We start from the raw sequence: 19,202 nt of genomic DNA, 5'->3' as shown, positions 1-19,202 counted from the left end.
GTCGCAACCTACCGCTACGCCGCCGATTGCCCGCCGCTGATGAAATGACCTGCGGCGTAAGGGATGCGGATTCACCTACCGCGACCCTGGATGTGACGCCGAGTTGCCGGAGGTGGAACACTAGGTGAAATGGAAGCGGCTTCGGTAGCTTCCGAACTGCCCGACCAGCGGTGGTCGGAGCGGATTCGGCGGCGCAGGGTGGTCTGGTACGTCTATCTGGTCGCACTGGCCATTGTGTCCATGGCCTGGGGTTTCCCCACCAGCCGCATATATCAGGCCGCCTGGATTCTGGTCGGCATCGCCGCCTTCACCATCGACCGCCCCTGGCGCGAACACCTGCGGATTCTGACCGACTGGCTGCCGCTGCTCGCCGCACTGGTGCTCTACGACTACTCCCGCGATTTCGCCGACACCGTCGGCATGCCGCTGCGAATGGAAGAACTCGCCGCGGTGGACAGCTGGATGTTCAACGGCACCGTTCCCACCGTCTGGTTGCAGCAGAACCTGGTTGCGAACGGGGAGCAGCCGTGGTGGACGGTGCTCACCGGAATCGTCTACACCTCCCACTTCATCGTGCCGTGGTTGGTGGCCGCCATCTTCTACGTGTACTCGCGACCGATGTGGGTCAAGTACATGCGACGCATCATCCTGCTGTCCTACCTCGGTCTGGTGACCTACGTGCTGCTGCCCGCCGCGCCACCGTGGTACGCCTCCCGCGAGGGTGTGATCGACGAGGGGATAGCCCGCATCGCCGGTTTCGGGCTGGGTGTGGTCCCGGCCGAGGTCAGCGCGAAATTCCTGGAGACCCAGGGAAATTACGTCGCCGCCCTGCCATCGCTGCACACCGCCTTCGCCCTACTCGTCACGGTGACGCTCTGGCCGCTGCTCACCGCCTGGTGGATGCGCACAATCCTCGCCATCTACCCGCTGGCCATGACCTTCACCCTGGTCTTCGGCGGCGAACACTACGTCATCGACGTCCTACTCGGCTGGGCCTACGTCGGCCTGACCATCGTCCTCGCCCGAGCCTGGGAAAACCGCAAACGCTCCCCGACGGCGGTGCGAGGCCCCGCGCCCGCGGAAGTATGACGCCCGCGCCGACGGGCAGACATTCCTCCCAGGGCGTTGCCCTATTGATTGAGCTACCGGGTGTGGGGCAGTGCGCCGCCGTTCAGGGCGGTGGTGAAGGCCCACGAGGGGAGGGCCGCCAAGGCCCGAGCGTGCCCTAGACCGGGCGTTCCTGCCGCTCGATGTACTGGCGCCGCACCGACATCGGGGCGCCACCGACCGATCCGGCGAAGTAGGCCCCCGACCAGAGTCGTTGTGCTCGCCAGTAGTGACGCACCAGCTCGGGGAACTCGTGGCGCATCCGACGCGAGGACACCCCTTTGAGGGAGTTCACCAGCCGCGACGGGGCAACGGTGGGTGGGAAGTTCACCAGCGGGTGGACGTGGTCGGTGTCACCGGTGAACCCGACCAACCTCGGCGTCGAAGTCCTCGCAGACGGCGCGCGTGATCTGTTCCATCCGCACCGGATGTCGGTGGGTGAACACGCGATGTCGGTATCTCGTGACGAAAACCATGTGCGTGCGGTACGAAAGCACGGTGTCGACCGGTGCGGATATCGCCGCATTCGCTCATAGGTGAATGCTATCGTCGGGTGTGCAGCTTCGATACAACTTCCGCCTGTATCCCACAGTGGGACAACAGGTGTCGTTGGCGAAGGCATTCGGCTGCGCCCGTGTGGTGTTCAACGATGCGTTGTCGGCGCGGCGGGAAGCGTTCGCCGCCGGAGGGCGAATCAGCGACAGCGAGCTGTCGAAACGACTCACCGAGGCCAAGCGGGCCCCGGAGCGGGTGTGGCTGGGTGAGGTGTCGTCGGTGGTGCTGCAGCAGGCATTGGCGGATCTGAACACCGCGTACCGCAACTTCTTTGCCTCCGTCACGGGCAATCGCAAGGGCGCGAAGGTCGCAGCGCCGAGGTTTCGGTCCCGCAGGGATCATCGTCAGTCGATCCGGTTCACGCGCAACGCCCGATTCGCGGTGACCCCCGGTGCGAAGTTGCGGCTGCCGAAGATCGGCGATGTCGCGGTCCGCTGGTCTCGGGATCTGCCGTCGGAGCCGTCGAGCGTGACGATCGTGAAGGACGCAGCGGGACGGTATTTCGCGTCGTTCGTGGTGCAGGTGAACGACGAGCCGCTTGCGCCAGTCGCTTCCGAGGTGGGCATCGATCTGGGTTTGACGACGTTCGCGGTGCTGTCGAACGGGACGACGATCACCTCGCCCCGGTTCCTGCGCCGGGCCGAACGCCGGCTGCGCAAGGCGCAACAGTCGTTGTCACGCAAGGACAAAGGCTCGGCGAACCGGGCCAAGGCACGCATCAAGGTCGCGAAGGCGCACGCGAGGGTGGCCGACACCCGCCGCGATTGGGCACACAAACAGTCCACGATGATCATCGGCGACAACCAAGCGATCTACGTCGAGGACTTGTGCGTGAAAGGTCTCGCGCGTACCCGGTTGGCGAAATCGGTGCACGACGCCGGATGGGGCATGTTCACCCGCATGCTCGAGGAGAAGGCCCACCGGTACGGCCGGACCTTCGCCAAGATCAATCGCTGGTTCCCCTCCACACAGATGTGCTCGGTGTGCGGAGCTGTTGGAGGCAGGAAACCGCTGCACGTGCGGGAATGGACGTGCGCGTGCGGGACGACGCACGACCGCGACCTGAACGCGGCGATCAACATCCTCGCGGCCGGACAGGCCGAGAGGTTAAACGCCTGCGGAGGGACCGTCAGCCTTCCCGCCTAGCGGAAAGCGCGTCCCGGTGAAACAGGAACCCACCCAGAGCGCCCGTCAGGGTGCTGGTAGGAATCTCCGGCCTTCAAGCCAGAGAGGACGTCAACAACTGAGCTGCGAAAGCCGCGGGTTATGAGCCCACTGCGCTAACCGAACTGTGCCACACCGCTATAGAGGGTTCCCCCTCGTCCGGCGGTTCCGAGGAACCTGCGGGACACCAACATTCGCAGGCCGGGGATCTACCGCAATCGACTTTCCGCGCTCGGATTATTCCGGCTGCACGTATTCGATACCCGTGGTGATATCGAGCGACAGTCGGATAAGGCGGTCATCGGGCAGGTCGATCCCGGGCGGAAACAGGTGTTGGCATACGGCGACTTCGTCCGGATGACCGATGGCTTCGGCGGTTCCGGTGCAGACTACGCACCAACCCGATTGGGTGTGGGGATCGATGATGTCGGCCTCGTAGACCACGACCTGCCCGTCGAGCGTGCGGGCGGTGGCGGGGTCGGCGGCCAGGACGAGGTGATCACCGGCGACGTCGTGCGCGACGGGGCGCAGCGCGGGCAATGCGCGTCTGGTGAACGCGACCCGGCCGAACCCGATCGTTGTCAGCAGTCGCAGGCTCTCGCGCACCGGGATATCGCGGCGGCTGTGCGTGCGATGCGGTTCCATATTCCCAGTATGAATCGGCGAATCCCTCCGTTCGTCGGGTTCGGCGAGTCGTGTCAGGACGTATGAACTTTCCTCGCCCCGTGTGGGGGAGCGGGCATAGAATAGATGCCGATTTCGTGAGTCGACATCTACGGCCGCGAAATCCGATCACCACGCGCCGCGAATGGATCGAGGAGGAAGGATGACCGACGTCACGCGGCCCGGCCCGAGTGCCGGTGCCGCGATAAGTTTTCGAAGGCCTCGGCATATCAGCGATCTCGACGCTGAATTATCCGGTCCTGCCGGACAGTTCGTGAGTGCGGCGGACCTCTTGCGTCGCCGCCTGTTCGACGTCGGGTTGCCGCTCCACATTCTGCTCGAGGATCTCGAGCAACCCGAAATCACCCGAGAGCAGACCCGGGCGATCATTACCGGCTTGGCCGATGAGCTCGACGTACTGCTGCGCGAATCCGGTCTGGCGATGCTGGCCCTGCCCCAGGACCGCTATCCGATGTCGTCGGCCGATGGACATCCTGATCACCGGCGGTCGCACGACGGCCGCGACCACCACCGGTACAACCAGGCCGACCCCGAAGGGCCGGCCTGGGACTCATCGATCCGGCTCAGCGGAGATCGAAGCGATCGTTATCGACCACCTTGACCCACGCGGCAACGAAGTCGCTGACGAACCTCGCCCCGGCATCCTGCTGCGCGTACACCTCGGCCACCGAACGCAGCACCGAATGCGACCCGAAGACAAGATCATTGGCGGTGGCGGTCCACCGGCTCTTGCCGGAGTGCCGGTCGTAACCTTCGTACACGTTCTCCGCCGATTCGGACGCCTTCCACTCCGTATTCATATCGAGGAGATTGACGAAGAAGTCGGTCGTCAACGTGCCCGGCCGGTCGGTGAAGACACCGTGCTCGGTGCCGCCGTAGTTGGCGCCGAGAGCGCGTAACCCGCCGATCAGGACCGTCAGCTCCGGAGCCGTCACATCGAGCATGTACGCCCGCTCGAGCAGCAGGCGCTCCAGGGGAGCTTTCTCACCGGCCCGCACGTAGTTGCGGAATCCGTCGGCCCGCGGTTCGAGCACCGCGAACGAATCCACATCGGTGCTCTCCTGCGTCGCGTCCGTCCGGCCGGGCGTGAACGGCACCGTAATGTCATGGCCCGCATCCTGGGCCGCCTTCTCGACCGCCGCGGATCCGGCGAGGATGATCAGGTCGGCGAGGGAGACCTTCTTGTTGCCGGACGCCGAGTTGTTGAAGTCCTGCTGGATCTGCTCGAGCGCGGACAGCACCGTGGCCAATTCCGCCGGTTCGTTGACCTCCCAGTTCTTTTGCGGTTCGAGGCGAATCCGGGCGCCATTGGCACCGCCGCGCTTATCGGTGCTGCGGAAGCTCGCTGCCGAGGCCCAGGCGGTCTTGACCAGTTGCGCAACCGACAGCCCGGACCCCAGGATCGTGCGCTTCAGCGCCGCGATGTCCTGTTCGTCGATGAGATCGTGGTCGACGGCGGGAACCGGGTCCTGCCACAGCTGCGGTTCGGGCACCCACGGACCGAGATAGCGGCTGATCGGCCCCATATCGCGGTGCAGCAGCTTGTACCAGGCCTTCGCGAACGCCTCGGCGAGCTCCTCCGGGTGGTCCAGCCAGCGGCGGGTGATGCCCCGATAGATGGGGTCCTCCCGCAGCGCCAGATCCGTCGTCAGCATGGTGGGGGTCCGTGCGGGTCCGCCGAACGGGTCCGGAATGGTGCCCTCGCCCGCGCCGTCCTTCGCCTTCCACTGCCAGGCCCCGGCCGGGCTCTTGGTCAGCTCCCACTCATAGCTGTACAGGTTCTGGAGAAAGCCGTTGCCCCACCTGGTCGGAGTGGATGTCCAGACGACTTCCAGACCACTGGTGATGGCGTCTTTGCCCTTGCCCGTGCCGAAGGCGCTCTTCCAACCCAGACCCTGCTGTTCGAGCGGTGCGGCTTCGGGTTCGGCGGCGACCAGCTCGGCGTCGCCGGCACCGTGGGTCTTGCCGAAGCTGTGGCCGCCGACGATCAGCGCGGCGGTCTCCTCGTCGTTCATCGCCATGCGGGCGAAGGTCTCCCGGATATCGCGCGCGGCCGCCACGGGATCCGGCTGACCGTTGGGCCCTTCCGGATTCACATAGATCAGGCCCATCTGCACGGCCCCGAGCGGGTTCGACAGCTCACGGTCGCCGCTGTAGCGCTCATCGCCGAGCCAGGTGTCCTCCGGTCCCCAGAAGATCTCTTCTGGTTCCCAGATATCGGGGCGCCCGAAGCCGAATCCGAAGGTCTTGAATCCCATCGAGTCGAGGGCGACGTTCCCGGCGAACACCAGCAGGTCGGCCCAGGAGACCTTGGTGCCGTACTTCTGCTTGACCGGCCACAACAGTCGCCGGGCCTTGTCCAGGCTGGCATTGTCGGGCCAGCTGTTGAGCGGTGCGAAGCGCTGAGCTCCCTGACCGCCGCCGCCGCGTCCGTCGGCGATTCGGTAGGTGCCCGCGGCATGCCAGCTCATCCGAATGAACAGGCCGCCATAGTTGCCGTAGTCGGCCGGCCACCAGTCCTGCGAATCGGTCAGCACTGCCGCGACATCGGCCTTGAGAGCATCGACGTCGAGCTTCTTGAACTCCTTGGCATAGTCGAAATCCGCGCCGAGCGGATTGGACTTCGACGAATGTGCATGCAGCACAGACACATCGATCTGCTCCGGCCACCAGTCCTTGTTGCTGCGAGGACGATGGTCGGTCTGCGGAGTAGGGGAGGGGATCGCCGGATTCTCACTCTCGCTTGCGCTCAGAGTTCCGGTGTCGGGAGCGGGGGGACGGCTCTCGGATGTCACGACATTCCTTCCTGAATGAGTGAGCTGCGATCAAGGACTTTGTGATGCCGCACAATCGGCACACAGACCCCAGTAGATGACCTCGGCCTCGTCGATCGAGAAGCCATGGTCGTCGGACGCGGTCAAACACGGGGCTTCGCCGACCGCGCAGTCGACATCGGCGATCAGCCCGCACGTCCGGCATACGACGTGATGGTGGTTATCGCCGACCCGCGACTCATAACGCGCCACTAGGCCCGACGGTTGAATACACCGGATCAGGCCCGCTGCGGTCAGTGCGTGCAATGAGTCGTATACCGCCTGATGCGACACCGCCGACAGGCGAGAACGCACCGCACGGATAATCGAATCCGTGTCGGCGTGCGGGTGTTCGTGCACCGCGCTCAGCACCGCGACACGCGGAGCGGTCACGCGCAGCGAAACTCCCCGCAGCATCTGCTGGAATTCCGTGGCCGTAGGCACGCACCGAATTTTTGTCCGCATTCTGGAACGAGTCAAGGGTTAGAGGCGTGTCGATTGCTTTCCGCCGCCTGCGTTCGGTTCAGTGCCCGCTGACGATCACATCCGCGTGCTCCCGTGTTCGATCGGTAGCGAAATGAGCGTCCTCATCAGCCATCCAACGCTGCCACAGCGGCAGGGCGTCGACGCCGTCGCGTTCGAGTCCCCGCGTGAGCCGAACGTTGGCGGGAGTCTCTACCCAGATCGACAACGTCAGCCGGTCCCGCACGGCCCCACGCGCCGCGGACACACCCTCCAGGATCAGCACCTGGGGTGGGTCCACCTCATGCCACTCCGACAGCGCGCCGGTACCCCAGTCGTAACGCTGATACCGGCCGGGCCGCCCCGCCGCGATGGGCGCCAAGATCTGCCGTTCCAACCTCGGCCACCAGTCGAGCGGGTGGTCCCAGGACGCGAAGTCGTCGGTGTGTAGCACAATGCCATGGCAGGCAGCGGCGAGCCCGTCTGCCAGCGTGGACTTCCCCGCGCCACCGGGCCCGTCCACAGCCACCAGTTTCGTCGCACCCAACCGCGGCTCCCCGCGTGCCACCGCAGCGGCGATCTCCTCGATCCGCACATACGCCATTCTTGCCGAAGATCCGCATACGCCCCTGGACGTCCGACGAAGGTCGCGTGCTGCTGGTGTACGCGATCGGCGGCGATCAATCCGGTCGCGTCGCAAGCGTGCGGTCGTTAGCGTCGATGCCCATGAGTGATCAGTGCCTGTTCTGCGGTATCGTGGCCGGCGATATCCCCAGTGTCAGGGTGGCGGAAGACGATACGACCTACGCGTTCATGGATATCCACCCGGCCTCGGACGGTCACCTGCTGGTCGTTCCCAAGCGGCACAGCAGAGATCTGGTCGATATCCAGGCCGAGGATCTGACCGCCGTCACCCTGACCGCGCAGCGAATCGCCAAGACAGTCGTCGGGGAATTCGGTGCCGACGGGGTCAATCTGCTCAATTGCTGCGGCGCCGACGCTTGGCAGACGGTCTTCCACTTCCACCTGCACGTGGTTCCGCGCTACGTCGACAAGGCCAAGGACCGACTCGTCCTGCCCTGGCAACCGGGGATCCCGGGGGATATGAACGCGATCGCCGCCCGGGGCGAGCGACTCCGCCGCGCCCTGGAATGACAGCGACCTCTATTTCCGCAATCTCGACAACGATGCCGGGGTGTTCCACCACTTACTGCGCGCCGCAGAGGATTCCGAGGTGAAGGAAACTCTCCTGGCCTACCACTTCCTGCGTACCGCTGACGGTCCGCTCACCGCCGACGTACTCGACCAGCGCATAGAGGACTGGTTCCGTCGACGGTGGGAGACAACCTTCGATTTCGAGATCCGCGGCGGGCTGGACAAACTCCGGGAGCTGGAATTGCTCACCGAGGACGAGCACGGCGCGCTGGGTGTGGTGGGGCTTCCGGAAGCGAAGCAGCGACTGGATCGGCGGTGGGACAACCTGTTTCGCATCCACACACCGACATCGGAGGTAATCGGTAGGACTAGGGAGTCTGCCTGACGCGATAGGTCTTCGCTGGCCTGCGGTTGCAACCCTTGGCCCTACCTATCGTGAATCGTAGTGAACGCCAAGAGAATTGCGGCGGTCCGTGCCGGATCCTCGAGCATCGGCGAATGTCCGATACCGGGCAATAATTCGACGCTCGCATCCGGAACCGCGCGGTATTCGGCGGCGGATGAGGATCGCCATCTGCGATCGTCGGCGCCGAAGATCACCAATAGCGGCTTACCGAGTCCGGTCAGCCGGTCCGGGAGTGGTCGTTGCCCGAGGTAGTCGTCGACCGCTTGTGACGTCGCGGTGATCGCGGTGTAGGTCACGCCGCGTACGTCGTCCACCAGCTGTTGCGGGATCTCGATTTCGCGGGTGAACGCGGTGCTCATGGCTTGGCGAATCAGCCCGTCGGTCCGGAATCGCCACAGCAGGTGTCCGAGGACGGGGACCGGAAGGAGCCGGCTGACGAGCCCCTCCGAGATGAAGGCGTCCATGCTGGGTCCGCTGTCGATGAGCGCGAGCGCGGTCACCAGGTCGGATCGTTGTTCGGTAAGGGCGGTGGCGACCGACCCGCCGGTGGAATGGCCGACCACAATGGCGCGACGCACGCCCAACCGGTCCAAGGCCGCGCCGACTCTGCGGCCCTGCCGAGCGATCGCGTAGCCGTCGCCGGCCGGTTTCGCCGATCGGCCATGGCCGAGCAGATCGATCCGAATGACGCGATAGGTGCTCGCCAGCATCGGGACCAGCGGGTCCCACCAGTGGGTCGACCCGGCGAGCCCATGAATCAGTATGAGCGCCGGGGCGTCTCGGGGTCCGTCCTGAGTCACATGGATGTGCCCGCCGTCGAGCGGCAGCGTCGAATTCCCGGTGGCCTCGGCGTCCTGCCGCGCCACCGCGACCGCATTCCCCAGGAGCAGCCCGACAATTGTGAGGAGGACAGCCGCGGCGACGATGCGCCGTCGTCGGCGTTTCGGCGTACGTCCGGCGGGTAGTCGGTGGTCGCCAGGCCGCCGATCGTCGTGGTGAGTGGGTTCAGGGAGAGTGGTCATGCGCTCACTGTCGCGGTCGGCGCGTCACGGTGGCTTGAACAAATGTTCCGGATCCGCCCGCCCACATACGCTATGTGGATGCGGTCCAGTGCGGACGATCGTGGCGATGCGGCCGTCTGGGATGTGGTACGCCCGGCTCGACCGAGCCGGCTGGCTGGTGTTCGGATGGCTGGTTTCCGTGACCGCGGCTTGGCCCCGGCGGGTCACCGAGTAGTCCCGCACCCGGCTGTGACGCTACTTCTCGAATTCGGCTCCGGCACACCGATTGTGGAGACTTCCGCCGGGCGGCAGCGGGGAAGTCTCGTGGCCGCGCCCGCACCCGGTGCGATCTGGGTGTGGGGCGAGAACGTGGAGTGCGTGCAGGTGCGACTGTCTCCGGTTGTCGCACCTGCGGTTCTGGGTATCTCTGCGGCCGATCTGGACGGTGCGGTGGTGGGACTCGACGACTTGTGGGGCCGCGACGGGTCCCGGATTTGTGAACAGCTGGGCGAGGTCTCGTCGTGGGAGGAGCGCCTCGCGTTGACCGACACGTTGCTCGCCCGCCGATGTACGGCGAGGGCCTACGTGGATCCGGAGGTGGCGTGGGCCTGGCAGCGGATCGTTATCGGCCGAGGTCTGGTCGGAGTCGACAGCTTGGCGGCCGAGGTCGGATGGAGCCGAAAGCGCCTATGGTCCAGATTCTCGGCGCAGCTCGGCCTACCACCCAAACGCGCGGCGAAGCTGGTTCGCTTCGACCACGCCGCCCACCGCTTGGCCGCGGGTGTGGACGTGGCCCGAGTCGCGGCGGAGAGCGGCTACGCCGACCAGTCCCACCTGCATCGCGATGTCATGGCATTCACCGGAGTGACTCCGGCGAATGTGGGCAGCGAGCCATGGCTGGCGGTGGATGACATTGCCTGGGCGGGCTACCCGGGACCGGGCTCTACGGTTTCCAGTGCGTAGGGCATCGATCCGGGGTGACGGTGGTTGGTAGCGTGGTTCTGTAGGCGGCTCACACAACCTGTCTCTGTCACAAGGAGTTTCAACCGATGCCGAAGCCATGGGCGCTCGCGTTCAACCGGCGGGTGATCCACCCGCTCGTGGTCACCGCGCTGAAGTGGGGTATCGCTCCGCCTACGTTCGCGCTGCTGGAGACAACCGGCCGTCGCACCGGCCACAAGCGCGTGGTGCCGGTCGCGAATGGCTTGCAGGGCAACACCTTCTGGCTGATCTCCGGGCGTGGTAAGAGTGCCGGATACGTGCATAATATTGTGGCGAACCCACGTGTCCGAATCAAAGTCGCACCCGCGCGGCTGCGCGACGGAGTGCGCAGCACCTGGCGATCGGGCACGGCGCGGCTGCTGCCTGACGACAATGCCCGGGATCGACACCGCCGACTGGGCCGAGGACGACCGGGCTACCGACTCGACGGGCTGGCGCTGAAGGGGCTCGCCGCGGGCGGTGAGATGTTAACGATCCGTATCGATCTCGACTGATCGCCTTTCGGTGTACGGTGAACCTCGCCGTCTCCGGGCTGTCGGGTGAGGATTCCCGCATCGGCTGTGGCAGGTGTGAGGCCGTGGTCGGGGCGGCCCGCTGTGGGTAGTGACCTATCGTCGTTTATTGCTTCGTCCTAGGGGGATACGTGCCCGAAATTGCTCAGCCGTCTCCGGAAACCGCGACCGCCGCACCGATATTCGTGTTCGTGCACGGCATGGTCAGCAGTAGTTTCTACTGGACGCCCGTGGTTCGCGAACTGGCGTTGCTCGGGCATCGCAGTCTGCCGGTGGACCTGCCCGGACACGGGCTCGACGCCTCGTTCCCGCTGTCCTACCAGTCGCCGCAGGACGTGCCCGGATTCACTTCCGGCTCGTCGCCGCTGGCCGCGATTACGGTGCAGGACAACGTTGCCCATGTTATCGATGTGGTGCAGCAGGCTCGGCGGCACGGACCGGTCGTCCTGGTCGGCCACAGCCTCGGCGGCGTAACAATCGGTCTGGTCGGCAATGCCATACCCGAAGCCATTCACCGCATCGTCTACCTCTCCGCGTTCTGCCCGTCCACGGCGGAGGCCCCCAGCGCCATGGCGCTCAGCCAAACCCCCGAAGCCAAAAAGGATGTTCCGACCCCGAACCCGGACCATTCGCTCTTCCTGGGAATGGACGGGGTGCCACCCGGCATTATCCGTTTCAACCTGCGCTCGGCCGATAAGGAAGCGCTCGAGGACTTTCGGATGACGAATATGCCCGAGGTCACCCTGGAACAAATGCTGCCCGTACTCAATCTCGGCATGCAACCAGAGGACGGGGCACAGACCAGTGTCGCCGACGGCCGGGTCGAGGCCGAAACCTGGGGCCGGATACCCCGCAGCTTCATCCGCCTCACCCGCGACAATGTAATCTCCCCGGCTCTGACCTCGAAAATGATCGACGACGCCGACCGGCTCACACCCGACAACCCCTTCGACGTCCACAGCCTGGACGCCGGCCACGTAAGCGTCATATACCAAGCTCGCGAACTCGCGGCCATCCTCGATCAGCTCGCCTGAACCCCTGTCCGGGCGGTTTCATCCTCAGCAGGCCAGTCCATGGGCCTGCGGTTGAGTTACGCACTACGCAAGCGTGTCCGACCCGGCATCGGTCGCTTCCTGCGGCATGCTGTCACGGGTGACTGAACCGGAGCATCCTGATGATGCGGCAAATGCGGTCGCGCACCGCACTACGCCGATGGTCGGGCGCGACCCGACGGAACGGGGTAGAGCCGCCTCCCCGCTGGAGTTGTTGCTCGACCTGACGTTTGTCGTTGCGGTGGGGACGGCGTCGTCACAGTTCGCGGAGATGCTGGCGGAGAACCATATCGGCCCGGCGATTATCGCGTTCGTGTTGGCGATGTTCGCGATCGTTGTCGCCTGGTTGAGCTTCAGCTGGTTCGCGTCCGCATTCGACACCGACGACTGGCTGTACCGGGTGCTGACCATGCTGCAAATGGTCGGTGTGGTCGTTTTCGCCCTGGGATTGCCTGCGATGTTCCATTCGGTTGCGGAGGGACATCGGCTGGAACTGCGCCTGATGGTGATCGGGTACGTGGTGATGCGGGCTGCGATGGTATTGCAATGGGGACGCGTCGCCCGGCAGTCTCCCTCGTTTCACGGGGTGGCCATCGCGAATATCCGATGGATATCGATCGTCCAGATCGGTTGGGTAATCATCGGATTCGCACCGCTGCCGATCGGTGCCGTCGTGGTGGGCGTGCTTGCCCTGGGATTGTTGGAACTGTGGTTGCCCAAGCTCGCCCAAGGGGGCGCGGGAGGAACCCCGTGGCATCCGCACCACATGGCCGAGCGGTACGGTCTGTTCGCAATTATCGCCCTCGGCGAAGGCGTGGTCGGCACCGTCGCCTCATCCTCCGGATTGCTCGGCGGAGTGGACGGAATGCACTGGTCCGTCGACACCGCGGCCGTCGTCGTCGCGGGCGTCGGGCTGACCTTCGGTATGTGGTGGGTGTACTTCGCGACACCGTTCGGTGAGATCCTGACCTACCGTCGAGACCGGGGATACCTGTTCGGGTACGGGCACCTGCCACTGTTCATCGGCATCGCGGGCGCCGGCGCGGGCTTGCATGTCGCGGGGCTCTATCTCGAGCATCACACGAACCTCGACGAACTCACGGTGGTGCTCGCACTGGCGGTCCCGGTCGGGCTCTACTTGTCGATGGTGTACCTGCTGCACACGTTGCTGTTGTCCGCGGTCGATCGGTTCCATCTGTTGTTGATCGGGCTCACGCTGGGCGTCTTGGTCCTGGCGGGTGTGTTGTCCGCGGTCGGCGCCGATATAGCGGTGTGTCTGATGGTGGTGATGCTCGCGCCATACGTCACGGTGGTCGGCTTCGAAACAGTCGGACACCGGCATCAGCGGCAGATGCTCGCCGACCACCGCCTCGGCAACGGCAGGAAATAGGGCTGTCGCGGTCGGGATTGATCAGCTCGGGCAGCACGGGGGATTGCCGTGTCCTGTGGGCGGAGCTGTGCGTCAGCGCGCGCGTCAGTCGGAATTCCAGGTGGGCCTCTCTGCCGGAGCGATGGTGGCTTCCGGTCGAATCCTGTTGTGTGCACGCAACTTCCGTGGTCCGGGAAAGGGCTGTCGGTGGGACGCGGGGCAGGTGGGCGGCTACCTGGCCTTCAGCTTCGGCGATGACAGCAGGACGGCGCTCCACGAGTTCGCTTCGGCGGTAATCCCTTATTCCTGAACGGGGTTCGGATAGGCGCGGGCGGGCATGCCGGTGCCGCCTCGGCGGAAGGCGGCGGGGGCGTGGGCTACTGCGGATTGGGTGTATTCGCGCAGGCCCTCGTCGGCGTATTCGCGGCCGTAGCCGCTGCGTTTGGTGCCGCCGAAGGGGGCTCGCAGGGACATGCCGGTGCGGTTGTGGGTATTGATGAAGGTGAAGCCTGCTTCCAGGCGGGTGGCGAAGGTGAAGGCTCGGGCTTCGTCGGCGGACCAGACTGAGGCGGCTAGGCCCAGGTCGGAATTGTTGGCGCGGGTCAGGGCTTCGTCTTCGGATTCGTAGGTGAGGACCGGGACTATGGGGCCGAACTGTTCTCGGTGGACGAGGTCGGCTTCGTCGGGGAGGTCGAGGGCCAGGGAGGGCGTGACGTAGTAGCCGTCGCTGTCAGGGATGCTCGACAGGGGGATCATCCAGCCGCCGCGGTTCCAGGCGTCGGCTATGAGGTCGTTCATGCGTGTGACCGCGGTGCCGGTAACGACGGGGCCCATGGTGACGCTCTCGTTGAGGGGGTCGCCGACCAGCAGGATGCGTTGGGCCGCAGCGAGATACGACTCAATGAATTCGTCCAGGCGGGGGTGGGGGACGTAGAGGCGTTTGGCTGCCATACAGACTTGGCCCGCGCTGGCGAACGATGCCAGCACCAGGCGTTCGTAGTCGTCGGGAGTGAGCGCGAAGTCGTCCAGGAACACGGCGGGGTCGTTGCCACCGAGTTCGAGCACCACCGGCGTCAGTGCTTGCCCGGCGGCCGCCGCGATGGCGCGCCCCGCCTGGTCGCCCCCGGTGAAGGCGACCTTGCGGACCAGGGAATGGGTGACGAGGGCGTGCACGGTTTCGGGGCCACCGTGGATTACCCGGGTGGCCGGCAATAGCTCCGCCATCGCACTCACCGCCAAAGGCGCGAGCGGAGAGGGCTTGAGTACCACGGTGTTTCCCGCCGCCAGCGCGGGCCCGAGTTTGAGTACGGCCAGGATGATCGGCGCATTCCACGGGGTTATGGCGGCGACCACACCGAAGGGCGCCGCCGTGCATACGATTCGGCCCTGGGCGTCATCTACGACGGATACAGCGAGTACACGCGGGGCATTGTCGCGCACCCAGCGCAGATAGGTTGCGGCGAAGCCTATTTCTCCGCGGCAGTCGGTGACGGGCTTACCGCTTTCCCGGGCCAGCAGAGTGGCCAGTTCGTCGGCTTTGGCGTCGAGTGCGTCGGCGGCGGCCGCCAGCGCATCGAGGCGATGGTCGAGCGACCGCGTCGACCAGTCGCGGAACTCTCGATGTGACTGGCGGACAACGGCATCCACCGTATCCGGTGCCGTCACCGAGACCGTGCCGACGATTTCCGAAGGGTGCGCGGGGTTCTCCCGCGTGATGAGCAATGGGTTCACCGCTGTGGCTCCAGTGAATCGAGCAGACAGGCGCGACGCAGGTAGGCGCGGGCCGCGACTGGATCGGCAGCCAACTCCCGCAGCTGCGTTCGGTATTCGTCATCTCGGCCGCGCAACTGTTGCCAATTGTTGTGACTGGCCCGTTGGACATGGTCGATGGCCACGGTGCGTCGGCGCGCGGCCACCATATCGAGATCGGATTCCGGCCCACCGTCGAGTACGTCGGCAAGGGCCGCGGAGAGTTGGACGGCGTCGTGGATCCCGCTGTTCATCCCCATTCCACCGAGGGGATTGTTCACATGCGCCGCGTCACCCATGAGCAGCACCCGCCCCCGCCGGAAGCTCTCGGTGACCCGCTGATGCACGCTGTACAGGGACGCGTGCAGCAGCCGCCATGTTCGTCCGAGGTCGGCCACGGCGGTCAAACGGTCGGGCAGCCTGGACAATTCGACGTCATCAGGACTGTCGGCGGGGGTGGGCAGCAGCACTCGCCAATGCTCCGGCGTGCGCAACAGCACCAACCACTCGGTCGGGTCGAAGATGTAATTGATGGGTGCGATACCGGGCAGCGCCGCGGCGAGATCCTCATCGACCGAGGCGACGAGGAAGCGTTCGGGATAGGTACTGCCCTCGAATCCCGCACCCAGCCCGCGCCTTACGGCCGAATGCGCACCATCGGCGCCGATCACCCAGTCCGCGCGCAGCGGACCGTGCGAGGTGTGCAGAATGACGCCGTCGTCGCCGGAGAACAGCCCGTGCACCTGGTACCCGAAGCGCACGCGCACGTTCTCGGGCAGGGTCGCCAGCAGGATCGGGGTGAGCTTGCTCTGCTCACACTGCACCCGATAGGGATAGGCCGTGTCCTCGGCGAGAACCGCGAGATCGAGAGTCGCGATCTCACCCCCACCACGCTCGCGATACTGGAAGGTCGAGGCGATGATTCCCTTGGCCAGCAGGGGTTTCAACACCCCGAGTGTGCCCAGCATGTCCAGGGTCGGTGGATGGAACGTCGAGGCCCGCGATTCGGCGGCGAGGGTATTGCCCTGTTCGAGGACGGTCACCGCGATACCTCGGCGGGCGAGCGTCAGCGCGGCGGTCAGGCCGACCGGCCCCGCCCCGACCACGACCACGCGGGTCATGAGGTGTGCAGGGCGAAGCGGCCCTCGACGCCGACGACCCGGGCTCCGGTGAAGAAGCGCAGGGTTTCCGCGGTGCCCTCCTCGCCCAGACCGGACCAGCCCCAGGCCGGGCGCGGGGTCATCAGGTGCAGACTCATGATGGAGGAGCCGTTCACCTTGACCTCTCCGGCCCGGATGCGCTGCGCCACAGAGAGAGCCACATCCTTGTCGGTGCCGCAGACATAACCCTCGAGGCCGTACGGGACGGCGTTGGCCAGCCGCACCGCCTCATCCACGGACTCATAGGTGACCATTCCGGCGACCGGACCGAAAACCTCGTCGGTGAGATCATCGGCGAGAAGTGCCGGTGCGAGGTAATTCCCGGTCTCGGGAACCTGCCCGAAGCTGCGGAACCGCCTCCCCGACAGCGCTTCCCGCATCGTTCGCACATGCCTCGAGTGGACCAGGGGCCCGAATTCGGTCGCCGGATCCAGCGGCGGCCCGAACCGCAAGGCGTCCAACCGTTTCCCGATCGCCTCCACCAGTTCAGCGGCCCGGTCGGCGGGCAGGATCAACCTGCCCAGCGCCCGACACCACTGGCCGTTGAGGGTGGTGAGGAGTTCGGCCGCCATGCGCGCGGCGGTATCGGTATCGGCGTCGGGCAACACCAGCAGGGGATTGTTCCCGCCCAATTCGAGTTGGCACGGACGCAATAGCGGAGCCGACGCCGTGGCGACAGACCGCCCACCCGCCAGGCCGCCGGTGAAGGACACCGCCCGAATGCGCGAATCGGCCACCAACTGCGTGCCAGTCGCGATCCCACCGTGCACCAGCTGGAACATCCCCGGCGGTACCTGCTCGGCGATCGCCTCGGCGAGCAGAATCGAGCTGTAGGGCGTCAACTCGCTGACCTTGAGAATGACCGGACACCCGGCCGCGAGCGCATTGGCCACCTTATGAGCGGCCATGGGCGCGGGCGCGTTCCACGGCACCAGACACAGCGCCGGCCCGAGCGGCAACCGATGAACCCGCACCCCGTCGCGGTCCTCGCGCAGGATGCCCGCGCGCACCTGCCCGGCGGCCAACCGGAACGCACCGGCCACAATCACCCCGAGCAGCGAGGTCTGACTGAGCGGCACACCCGTTGCCAGCGCATCGAGCTCGGCGATCCGAGCCAGTCGCGGCTCCAACGCATCGGCGATGGCATCGAGCATATCCGGCGTGACCACACCGGAAGTCTGATCCGCCACGGCGAGCGCCAACTCGATCCGCTCGGGAGCGGTGGCAACGGCTCGCGCCACCTCCGCCCCGGTCGCGGGATCCTCCAGTGCCACACCGAGATCCACCGCAGGAGTGCCCCACTCGCCGTCGACCAGATCGACGATGGCGGGCAGGTGGCCCGGATCCCCGGTGGCGTGCAGTCGATCCTGCGTGGTCGGCGAAGCTTGTCCGGCACCGAGTTCGGCGGTCATTGTGTGGCTCCCGGCAGGTGCGCCGCCGCGTCAGCCACGCTGGGCGGGTTCGAATCAGATGTGGCTCCGCCGGTCGTCGAACACGTGTCGGCACCGGTGGTCTTCGTTTCGACGCTGCCGGGGGCCGTCGTTGACGTGTTGCCGTCGCTGGCGGCTTCCGACGATGCACTGCCGCTGGCAGAGCGGTCGCCGTCCGCCCCGGACGGGCCACTGTGACCGTCACGTTCGGGGTTCCCGCCGGACGTCTGCGCCCCGGAACTGCTCCCGCCCTCCGACGCTCCCGCCCGCGCCGGCGCGGTAGCGAACAGTTCATTCGCCTTGGCATCGGTGACAATGCGCGCGACCTCCAACATCCCGCGCTCGGCGGGGAAGGTCATCACCAGTCCCATGGCCAGATCCCGCAGCGCCCGCCCCGCCACACCGCTCATCGACGCCGCCGAGGTGCCGCCCGCCTTGAGCCCGCCCAAGGCCACCTGGAAGCACGCCTCGGTGACCGCGCCCTTACCGAGCCGCCACTGCGTGAACACCTCCTGCTTGGGTTTGATGGGCGGTTCCACGGTCTCGATGGACAGTTGGTAGCGCAGCCACAGGTAGGCGGTATTGAGCTGCCGGGTCATCTCGCCGATCAGGACCTGGTGAACGGGGGAGGAGGCGATCGGTTCCCCGGTGTCGGCGAAGGTTTTTCGCGTGGTGGCCGCGAGTGTTTCGTCGTAGACATGCTGCGCGCACCCGGTGTAGACCGCCGCGATGGCGAGCTGATTGCCGACGAAACTGCCTCTACTCATGGTGAGCATCTTGGTGAACGCACCCGGCACTGCCAAGGCCTCATCCGCCGGAATGAATACCTCGTCGAGCCGGATGCCGTTATTGGCGGTGGCCCGCATACCCAATCCGTCCCACGGTGCGCGCACGCTTACCCCCGGTGCGTCGCGCGGTACGAAGAAGGTCGCCAATCCCTCCGCGGTGTCGTAGCCCTCGAGTTTGGCGGAGGTCAGATAGTAATCCGCCACCCCGGTAGCGCAGCCGAAAGACTTCTCGCCCTGTAGAATCCAGCCACCATCCACCTTGCGGGCAGTGGTCGCGATGGTGATATTCGCGCTGGCCGTCTTCACCGATTCGGAGGCGAAATTGGCCAGCCACACCCCGTCGGCCATCCGGGTGAGCACCTTCTCGGCGAAGGCCCGAACCGCCGGGACCTCATCGTCGGCGAACAAACCGGCCTCGATGGCCTCCAGCGGCAGCAGTCCGCGCGAGGCGCTGGTGTTGTGGAAGAAGAATGCCAAAGCCGTGGACGCACAGGCGGTACCCATGGCGAAGGTGGCGGCGGCGAGGTCGCGCAGCGAGCCCCCGAGCCCGCCGAACTTCTCCGGCACCACCAGGCCCAGCAGCCCGGCGTCGCGTAGCAGTTCGATATGTGAGGGCGGGAACGACGCGGTGCGGTCGGCCTCCGCCGCGGCGGCCCGCAGCGCGGGCAATACCGACTGAACCCGTTGCGCACGGGCGCGTTCCGCGTCGTTCATATCTTCGACGAGACGTTCGCCGATCATGTGGTCGCCGGTCATCATGTGTTGAGCGCGGATACCCCCTCGTTCACGAGGG

The 19,202-nt window shown here is 65.9% G+C and carries 18 protein-coding genes and 1 pseudogene; 9 read left to right on the top strand and 10 right to left on the bottom strand.

Annotated features, from left to right (window positions below; all coding sequences use genetic code 11):
* Positions 1–129 precede the first annotated feature (129 nt).
* Positions 130–1,089: a phosphatase PAP2 family protein gene (locus tag NU1_RS12370; protein WP_067520489.1), complete on the top strand. Its 960-nt coding sequence runs from the start codon at positions 130–132 to the stop codon at positions 1,087–1,089.
* A 136-nt stretch (positions 1,090–1,225) separates the two neighbouring features.
* Here NU1_RS12370 and tnpA read toward each other — a convergent pair.
* A pseudogene (gene tnpA, locus NU1_RS12365) lies at positions 1,226–1,641 on the bottom strand (IS200/IS605 family transposase).
* 6 nt (positions 1,642–1,647) lie between these two features.
* On the opposite strand from tnpA, the gene NU1_RS12360 reads away from it, so the two are divergent.
* Complete coding sequence (locus NU1_RS12360; RefSeq protein WP_212761172.1) at positions 1,648–2,808, top strand: RNA-guided endonuclease InsQ/TnpB family protein; 1,161 nt, start codon at positions 1,648–1,650, stop codon at positions 2,806–2,808.
* Between the two features lie 255 nt (positions 2,809–3,063).
* On the opposite strand, the gene NU1_RS12355 is transcribed toward NU1_RS12360, so the two are convergent.
* Entirely contained in the window at positions 3,064–3,471 is a 408-nt protein-coding gene (locus tag NU1_RS12355) for a pyridoxamine 5'-phosphate oxidase family protein (protein WP_067520486.1), read from the bottom strand.
* Positions 3,472–3,652: 181 nt separating this feature from the next.
* Here NU1_RS12355 and NU1_RS41320 point away from each other — a divergent pair, with 181 nt between their 5' ends.
* On the top strand, positions 3,653–4,111 hold the full coding sequence (locus NU1_RS41320) for a hypothetical protein (RefSeq protein WP_157552130.1): 459 nt from the start codon (positions 3,653–3,655) through the stop codon (positions 4,109–4,111).
* On the opposite strand, the gene katG is transcribed toward NU1_RS41320, so the two are convergent.
* From katG to NU1_RS12335, 3 genes are all read right to left on the bottom strand, one after another.
* Positions 4,074–6,305, bottom strand: a complete 2,232-nt coding sequence (katG, locus tag NU1_RS12345; protein WP_067520481.1) for a catalase/peroxidase HPI — start codon at positions 6,303–6,305, stop codon at positions 4,074–4,076. The genes NU1_RS41320 and katG overlap by 38 nt on opposite strands.
* Before the next feature lie 30 nt (positions 6,306–6,335).
* On the bottom strand, positions 6,336–6,740 hold the full coding sequence (locus tag NU1_RS12340) for a Fur family transcriptional regulator (RefSeq protein WP_067520478.1): 405 nt from the start codon (positions 6,738–6,740) through the stop codon (positions 6,336–6,338).
* Between the two features lie 106 nt (positions 6,741–6,846).
* The gene (locus NU1_RS12335; protein ID WP_067520475.1) at positions 6,847–7,389 is read right to left on the bottom strand and encodes a uridine kinase family protein; all 543 of its coding nucleotides are present in this window, start codon (positions 7,387–7,389) and stop codon (positions 6,847–6,849) included.
* A gap of 122 nt (positions 7,390–7,511) precedes the next feature.
* Here NU1_RS12335 and NU1_RS12330 point away from each other — a divergent pair, with 122 nt between their 5' ends.
* Both NU1_RS12330 and NU1_RS12325 read left to right on the top strand, forming a co-directional pair.
* On the top strand, positions 7,512–7,940 hold the full coding sequence (locus NU1_RS12330) for an HIT family protein (RefSeq protein ID WP_067520655.1): 429 nt from the start codon (positions 7,512–7,514) through the stop codon (positions 7,938–7,940).
* A 79-nt stretch (positions 7,941–8,019) separates the two neighbouring features.
* Positions 8,020–8,325 carry a hypothetical protein gene (locus NU1_RS12325; RefSeq protein ID WP_157552128.1) on the top strand — a complete coding sequence of 102 codons (306 nt, stop codon included), beginning with the start codon at positions 8,020–8,022 and terminating at the stop codon, positions 8,323–8,325.
* Between the two features lie 41 nt (positions 8,326–8,366).
* On the opposite strand, the gene NU1_RS12320 is transcribed toward NU1_RS12325, so the two are convergent.
* Complete coding sequence (locus NU1_RS12320) at positions 8,367–9,368, bottom strand: alpha/beta fold hydrolase (RefSeq protein WP_084521221.1); 1,002 nt, start codon at positions 9,366–9,368, stop codon at positions 8,367–8,369.
* A gap of 228 nt (positions 9,369–9,596) precedes the next feature.
* Between NU1_RS12320 and NU1_RS12315 the strand changes: the two genes are divergently transcribed.
* The 4 genes from NU1_RS12315 to NU1_RS12300 all read left to right on the top strand — a co-directional run bounded on the left by NU1_RS12315 (position 9,597) and on the right by NU1_RS12300 (position 13,303).
* Positions 9,597–10,310, top strand: a complete 714-nt coding sequence (locus tag NU1_RS12315; protein ID WP_245720084.1) for an AraC family transcriptional regulator — start codon at positions 9,597–9,599, stop codon at positions 10,308–10,310.
* An 86-nt stretch (positions 10,311–10,396) separates the two neighbouring features.
* Positions 10,397–10,843: a nitroreductase/quinone reductase family protein gene (locus NU1_RS12310; protein ID WP_067520470.1), complete on the top strand. Its 447-nt coding sequence runs from the start codon at positions 10,397–10,399 to the stop codon at positions 10,841–10,843.
* Between the two features lie 149 nt (positions 10,844–10,992).
* A complete protein-coding gene (locus NU1_RS12305) occupies positions 10,993–11,895 on the top strand; it encodes an alpha/beta hydrolase (protein ID WP_212761174.1) in 903 nt (300 codons plus the stop codon).
* A 118-nt stretch (positions 11,896–12,013) separates the two neighbouring features.
* Positions 12,014–13,303 (top strand): low temperature requirement protein A, encoded by a 1,290-nt coding sequence (locus tag NU1_RS12300; RefSeq protein ID WP_307643683.1) that lies wholly within the window; start codon positions 12,014–12,016, stop codon positions 13,301–13,303.
* 279 nt (positions 13,304–13,582) lie between these two features.
* On the opposite strand, the gene NU1_RS12295 is transcribed toward NU1_RS12300, so the two are convergent.
* From NU1_RS12295 to NU1_RS12280, 4 genes are read right to left on the bottom strand one after another with little or no spacing between them, the layout of a single operon-like run.
* Positions 13,583–15,013 (bottom strand): aldehyde dehydrogenase family protein, encoded by a 1,431-nt coding sequence (locus NU1_RS12295; RefSeq protein ID WP_245720083.1) that lies wholly within the window; start codon positions 15,011–15,013, stop codon positions 13,583–13,585.
* Entirely contained in the window at positions 15,010–16,152 is a 1,143-nt protein-coding gene (locus NU1_RS12290) for an FAD-dependent oxidoreductase (RefSeq protein ID WP_067520467.1), read from the bottom strand. Before NU1_RS12290 ends, NU1_RS12295 begins: the two co-directional genes overlap by 4 nt.
* Positions 16,149–17,603 (bottom strand): aldehyde dehydrogenase family protein, encoded by a 1,455-nt coding sequence (locus NU1_RS12285; protein ID WP_084521220.1) that lies wholly within the window; start codon positions 17,601–17,603, stop codon positions 16,149–16,151. Before NU1_RS12285 ends, NU1_RS12290 begins: the two co-directional genes overlap by 4 nt.
* Positions 17,600–19,168 (bottom strand): acyl-CoA dehydrogenase family protein, encoded by a 1,569-nt coding sequence (locus tag NU1_RS12280; RefSeq protein WP_245720082.1) that lies wholly within the window; start codon positions 19,166–19,168, stop codon positions 17,600–17,602. The genes NU1_RS12285 and NU1_RS12280 overlap by 4 nt, the downstream gene beginning before the upstream one ends.
* Positions 19,169–19,202: the final 34 nt, after the last annotated feature.

The sequence above is a fragment of the Nocardia uniformis NBRC 13702 genome, assembly GCF_001613345.1.
Classification (GTDB): domain Bacteria; phylum Actinomycetota; class Actinomycetes; order Mycobacteriales; family Mycobacteriaceae; genus Nocardia; species Nocardia uniformis.
This window is presented reverse-complemented; position numbering and strand designations above follow the sequence as displayed.

Bases quoted from the DNA above. Each gene is read 5' to 3' on its own strand.
- NU1_RS12335 (WP_067520475.1), bottom strand. From the start codon at position 7,389: ATGGCGTATGTGCGGATCGAGGAGATCGCCGCTGCGGTGGCACGCGGG.
- NU1_RS12285 (WP_084521220.1), bottom strand. From the start codon at position 17,603: ATGACCGCCGAACTCGGTGCCGGACAAGCTTCGCCGACCACGCAGGAT.
- NU1_RS12310 (WP_067520470.1), top strand. From the start codon at position 10,397: ATGCCGAAGCCATGGGCGCTCGCGTTCAACCGGCGGGTGATCCACCCG.
- NU1_RS12355 (WP_067520486.1), bottom strand. From the start codon at position 3,471: ATGGAACCGCATCGCACGCACAGCCGCCGCGATATCCCGGTGCGCGAG.
- NU1_RS41320 (WP_157552130.1), top strand. From the start codon at position 3,653: ATGACCGACGTCACGCGGCCCGGCCCGAGTGCCGGTGCCGCGATAAGT.
- NU1_RS12290 (WP_067520467.1), bottom strand. From the start codon at position 16,152: ATGACCCGCGTGGTCGTGGTCGGGGCGGGGCCGGTCGGCCTGACCGCC.
- NU1_RS12280 (WP_245720082.1), bottom strand. From the start codon at position 19,168: ATGATGACCGGCGACCACATGATCGGCGAACGTCTCGTCGAAGATATG.
- NU1_RS12330 (WP_067520655.1), top strand. From the start codon at position 7,512: ATGAGTGATCAGTGCCTGTTCTGCGGTATCGTGGCCGGCGATATCCCC.
- NU1_RS12360 (WP_212761172.1), top strand. From the start codon at position 1,648: ATGCTATCGTCGGGTGTGCAGCTTCGATACAACTTCCGCCTGTATCCC.
- NU1_RS12340 (WP_067520478.1), bottom strand. From the start codon at position 6,740: ATGCTGCGGGGAGTTTCGCTGCGCGTGACCGCTCCGCGTGTCGCGGTG.
- NU1_RS12320 (WP_084521221.1), bottom strand. From the start codon at position 9,368: ATGACCACTCTCCCTGAACCCACTCACCACGACGATCGGCGGCCTGGC.
- NU1_RS12370 (WP_067520489.1), top strand. From the start codon at position 130: ATGGAAGCGGCTTCGGTAGCTTCCGAACTGCCCGACCAGCGGTGGTCG.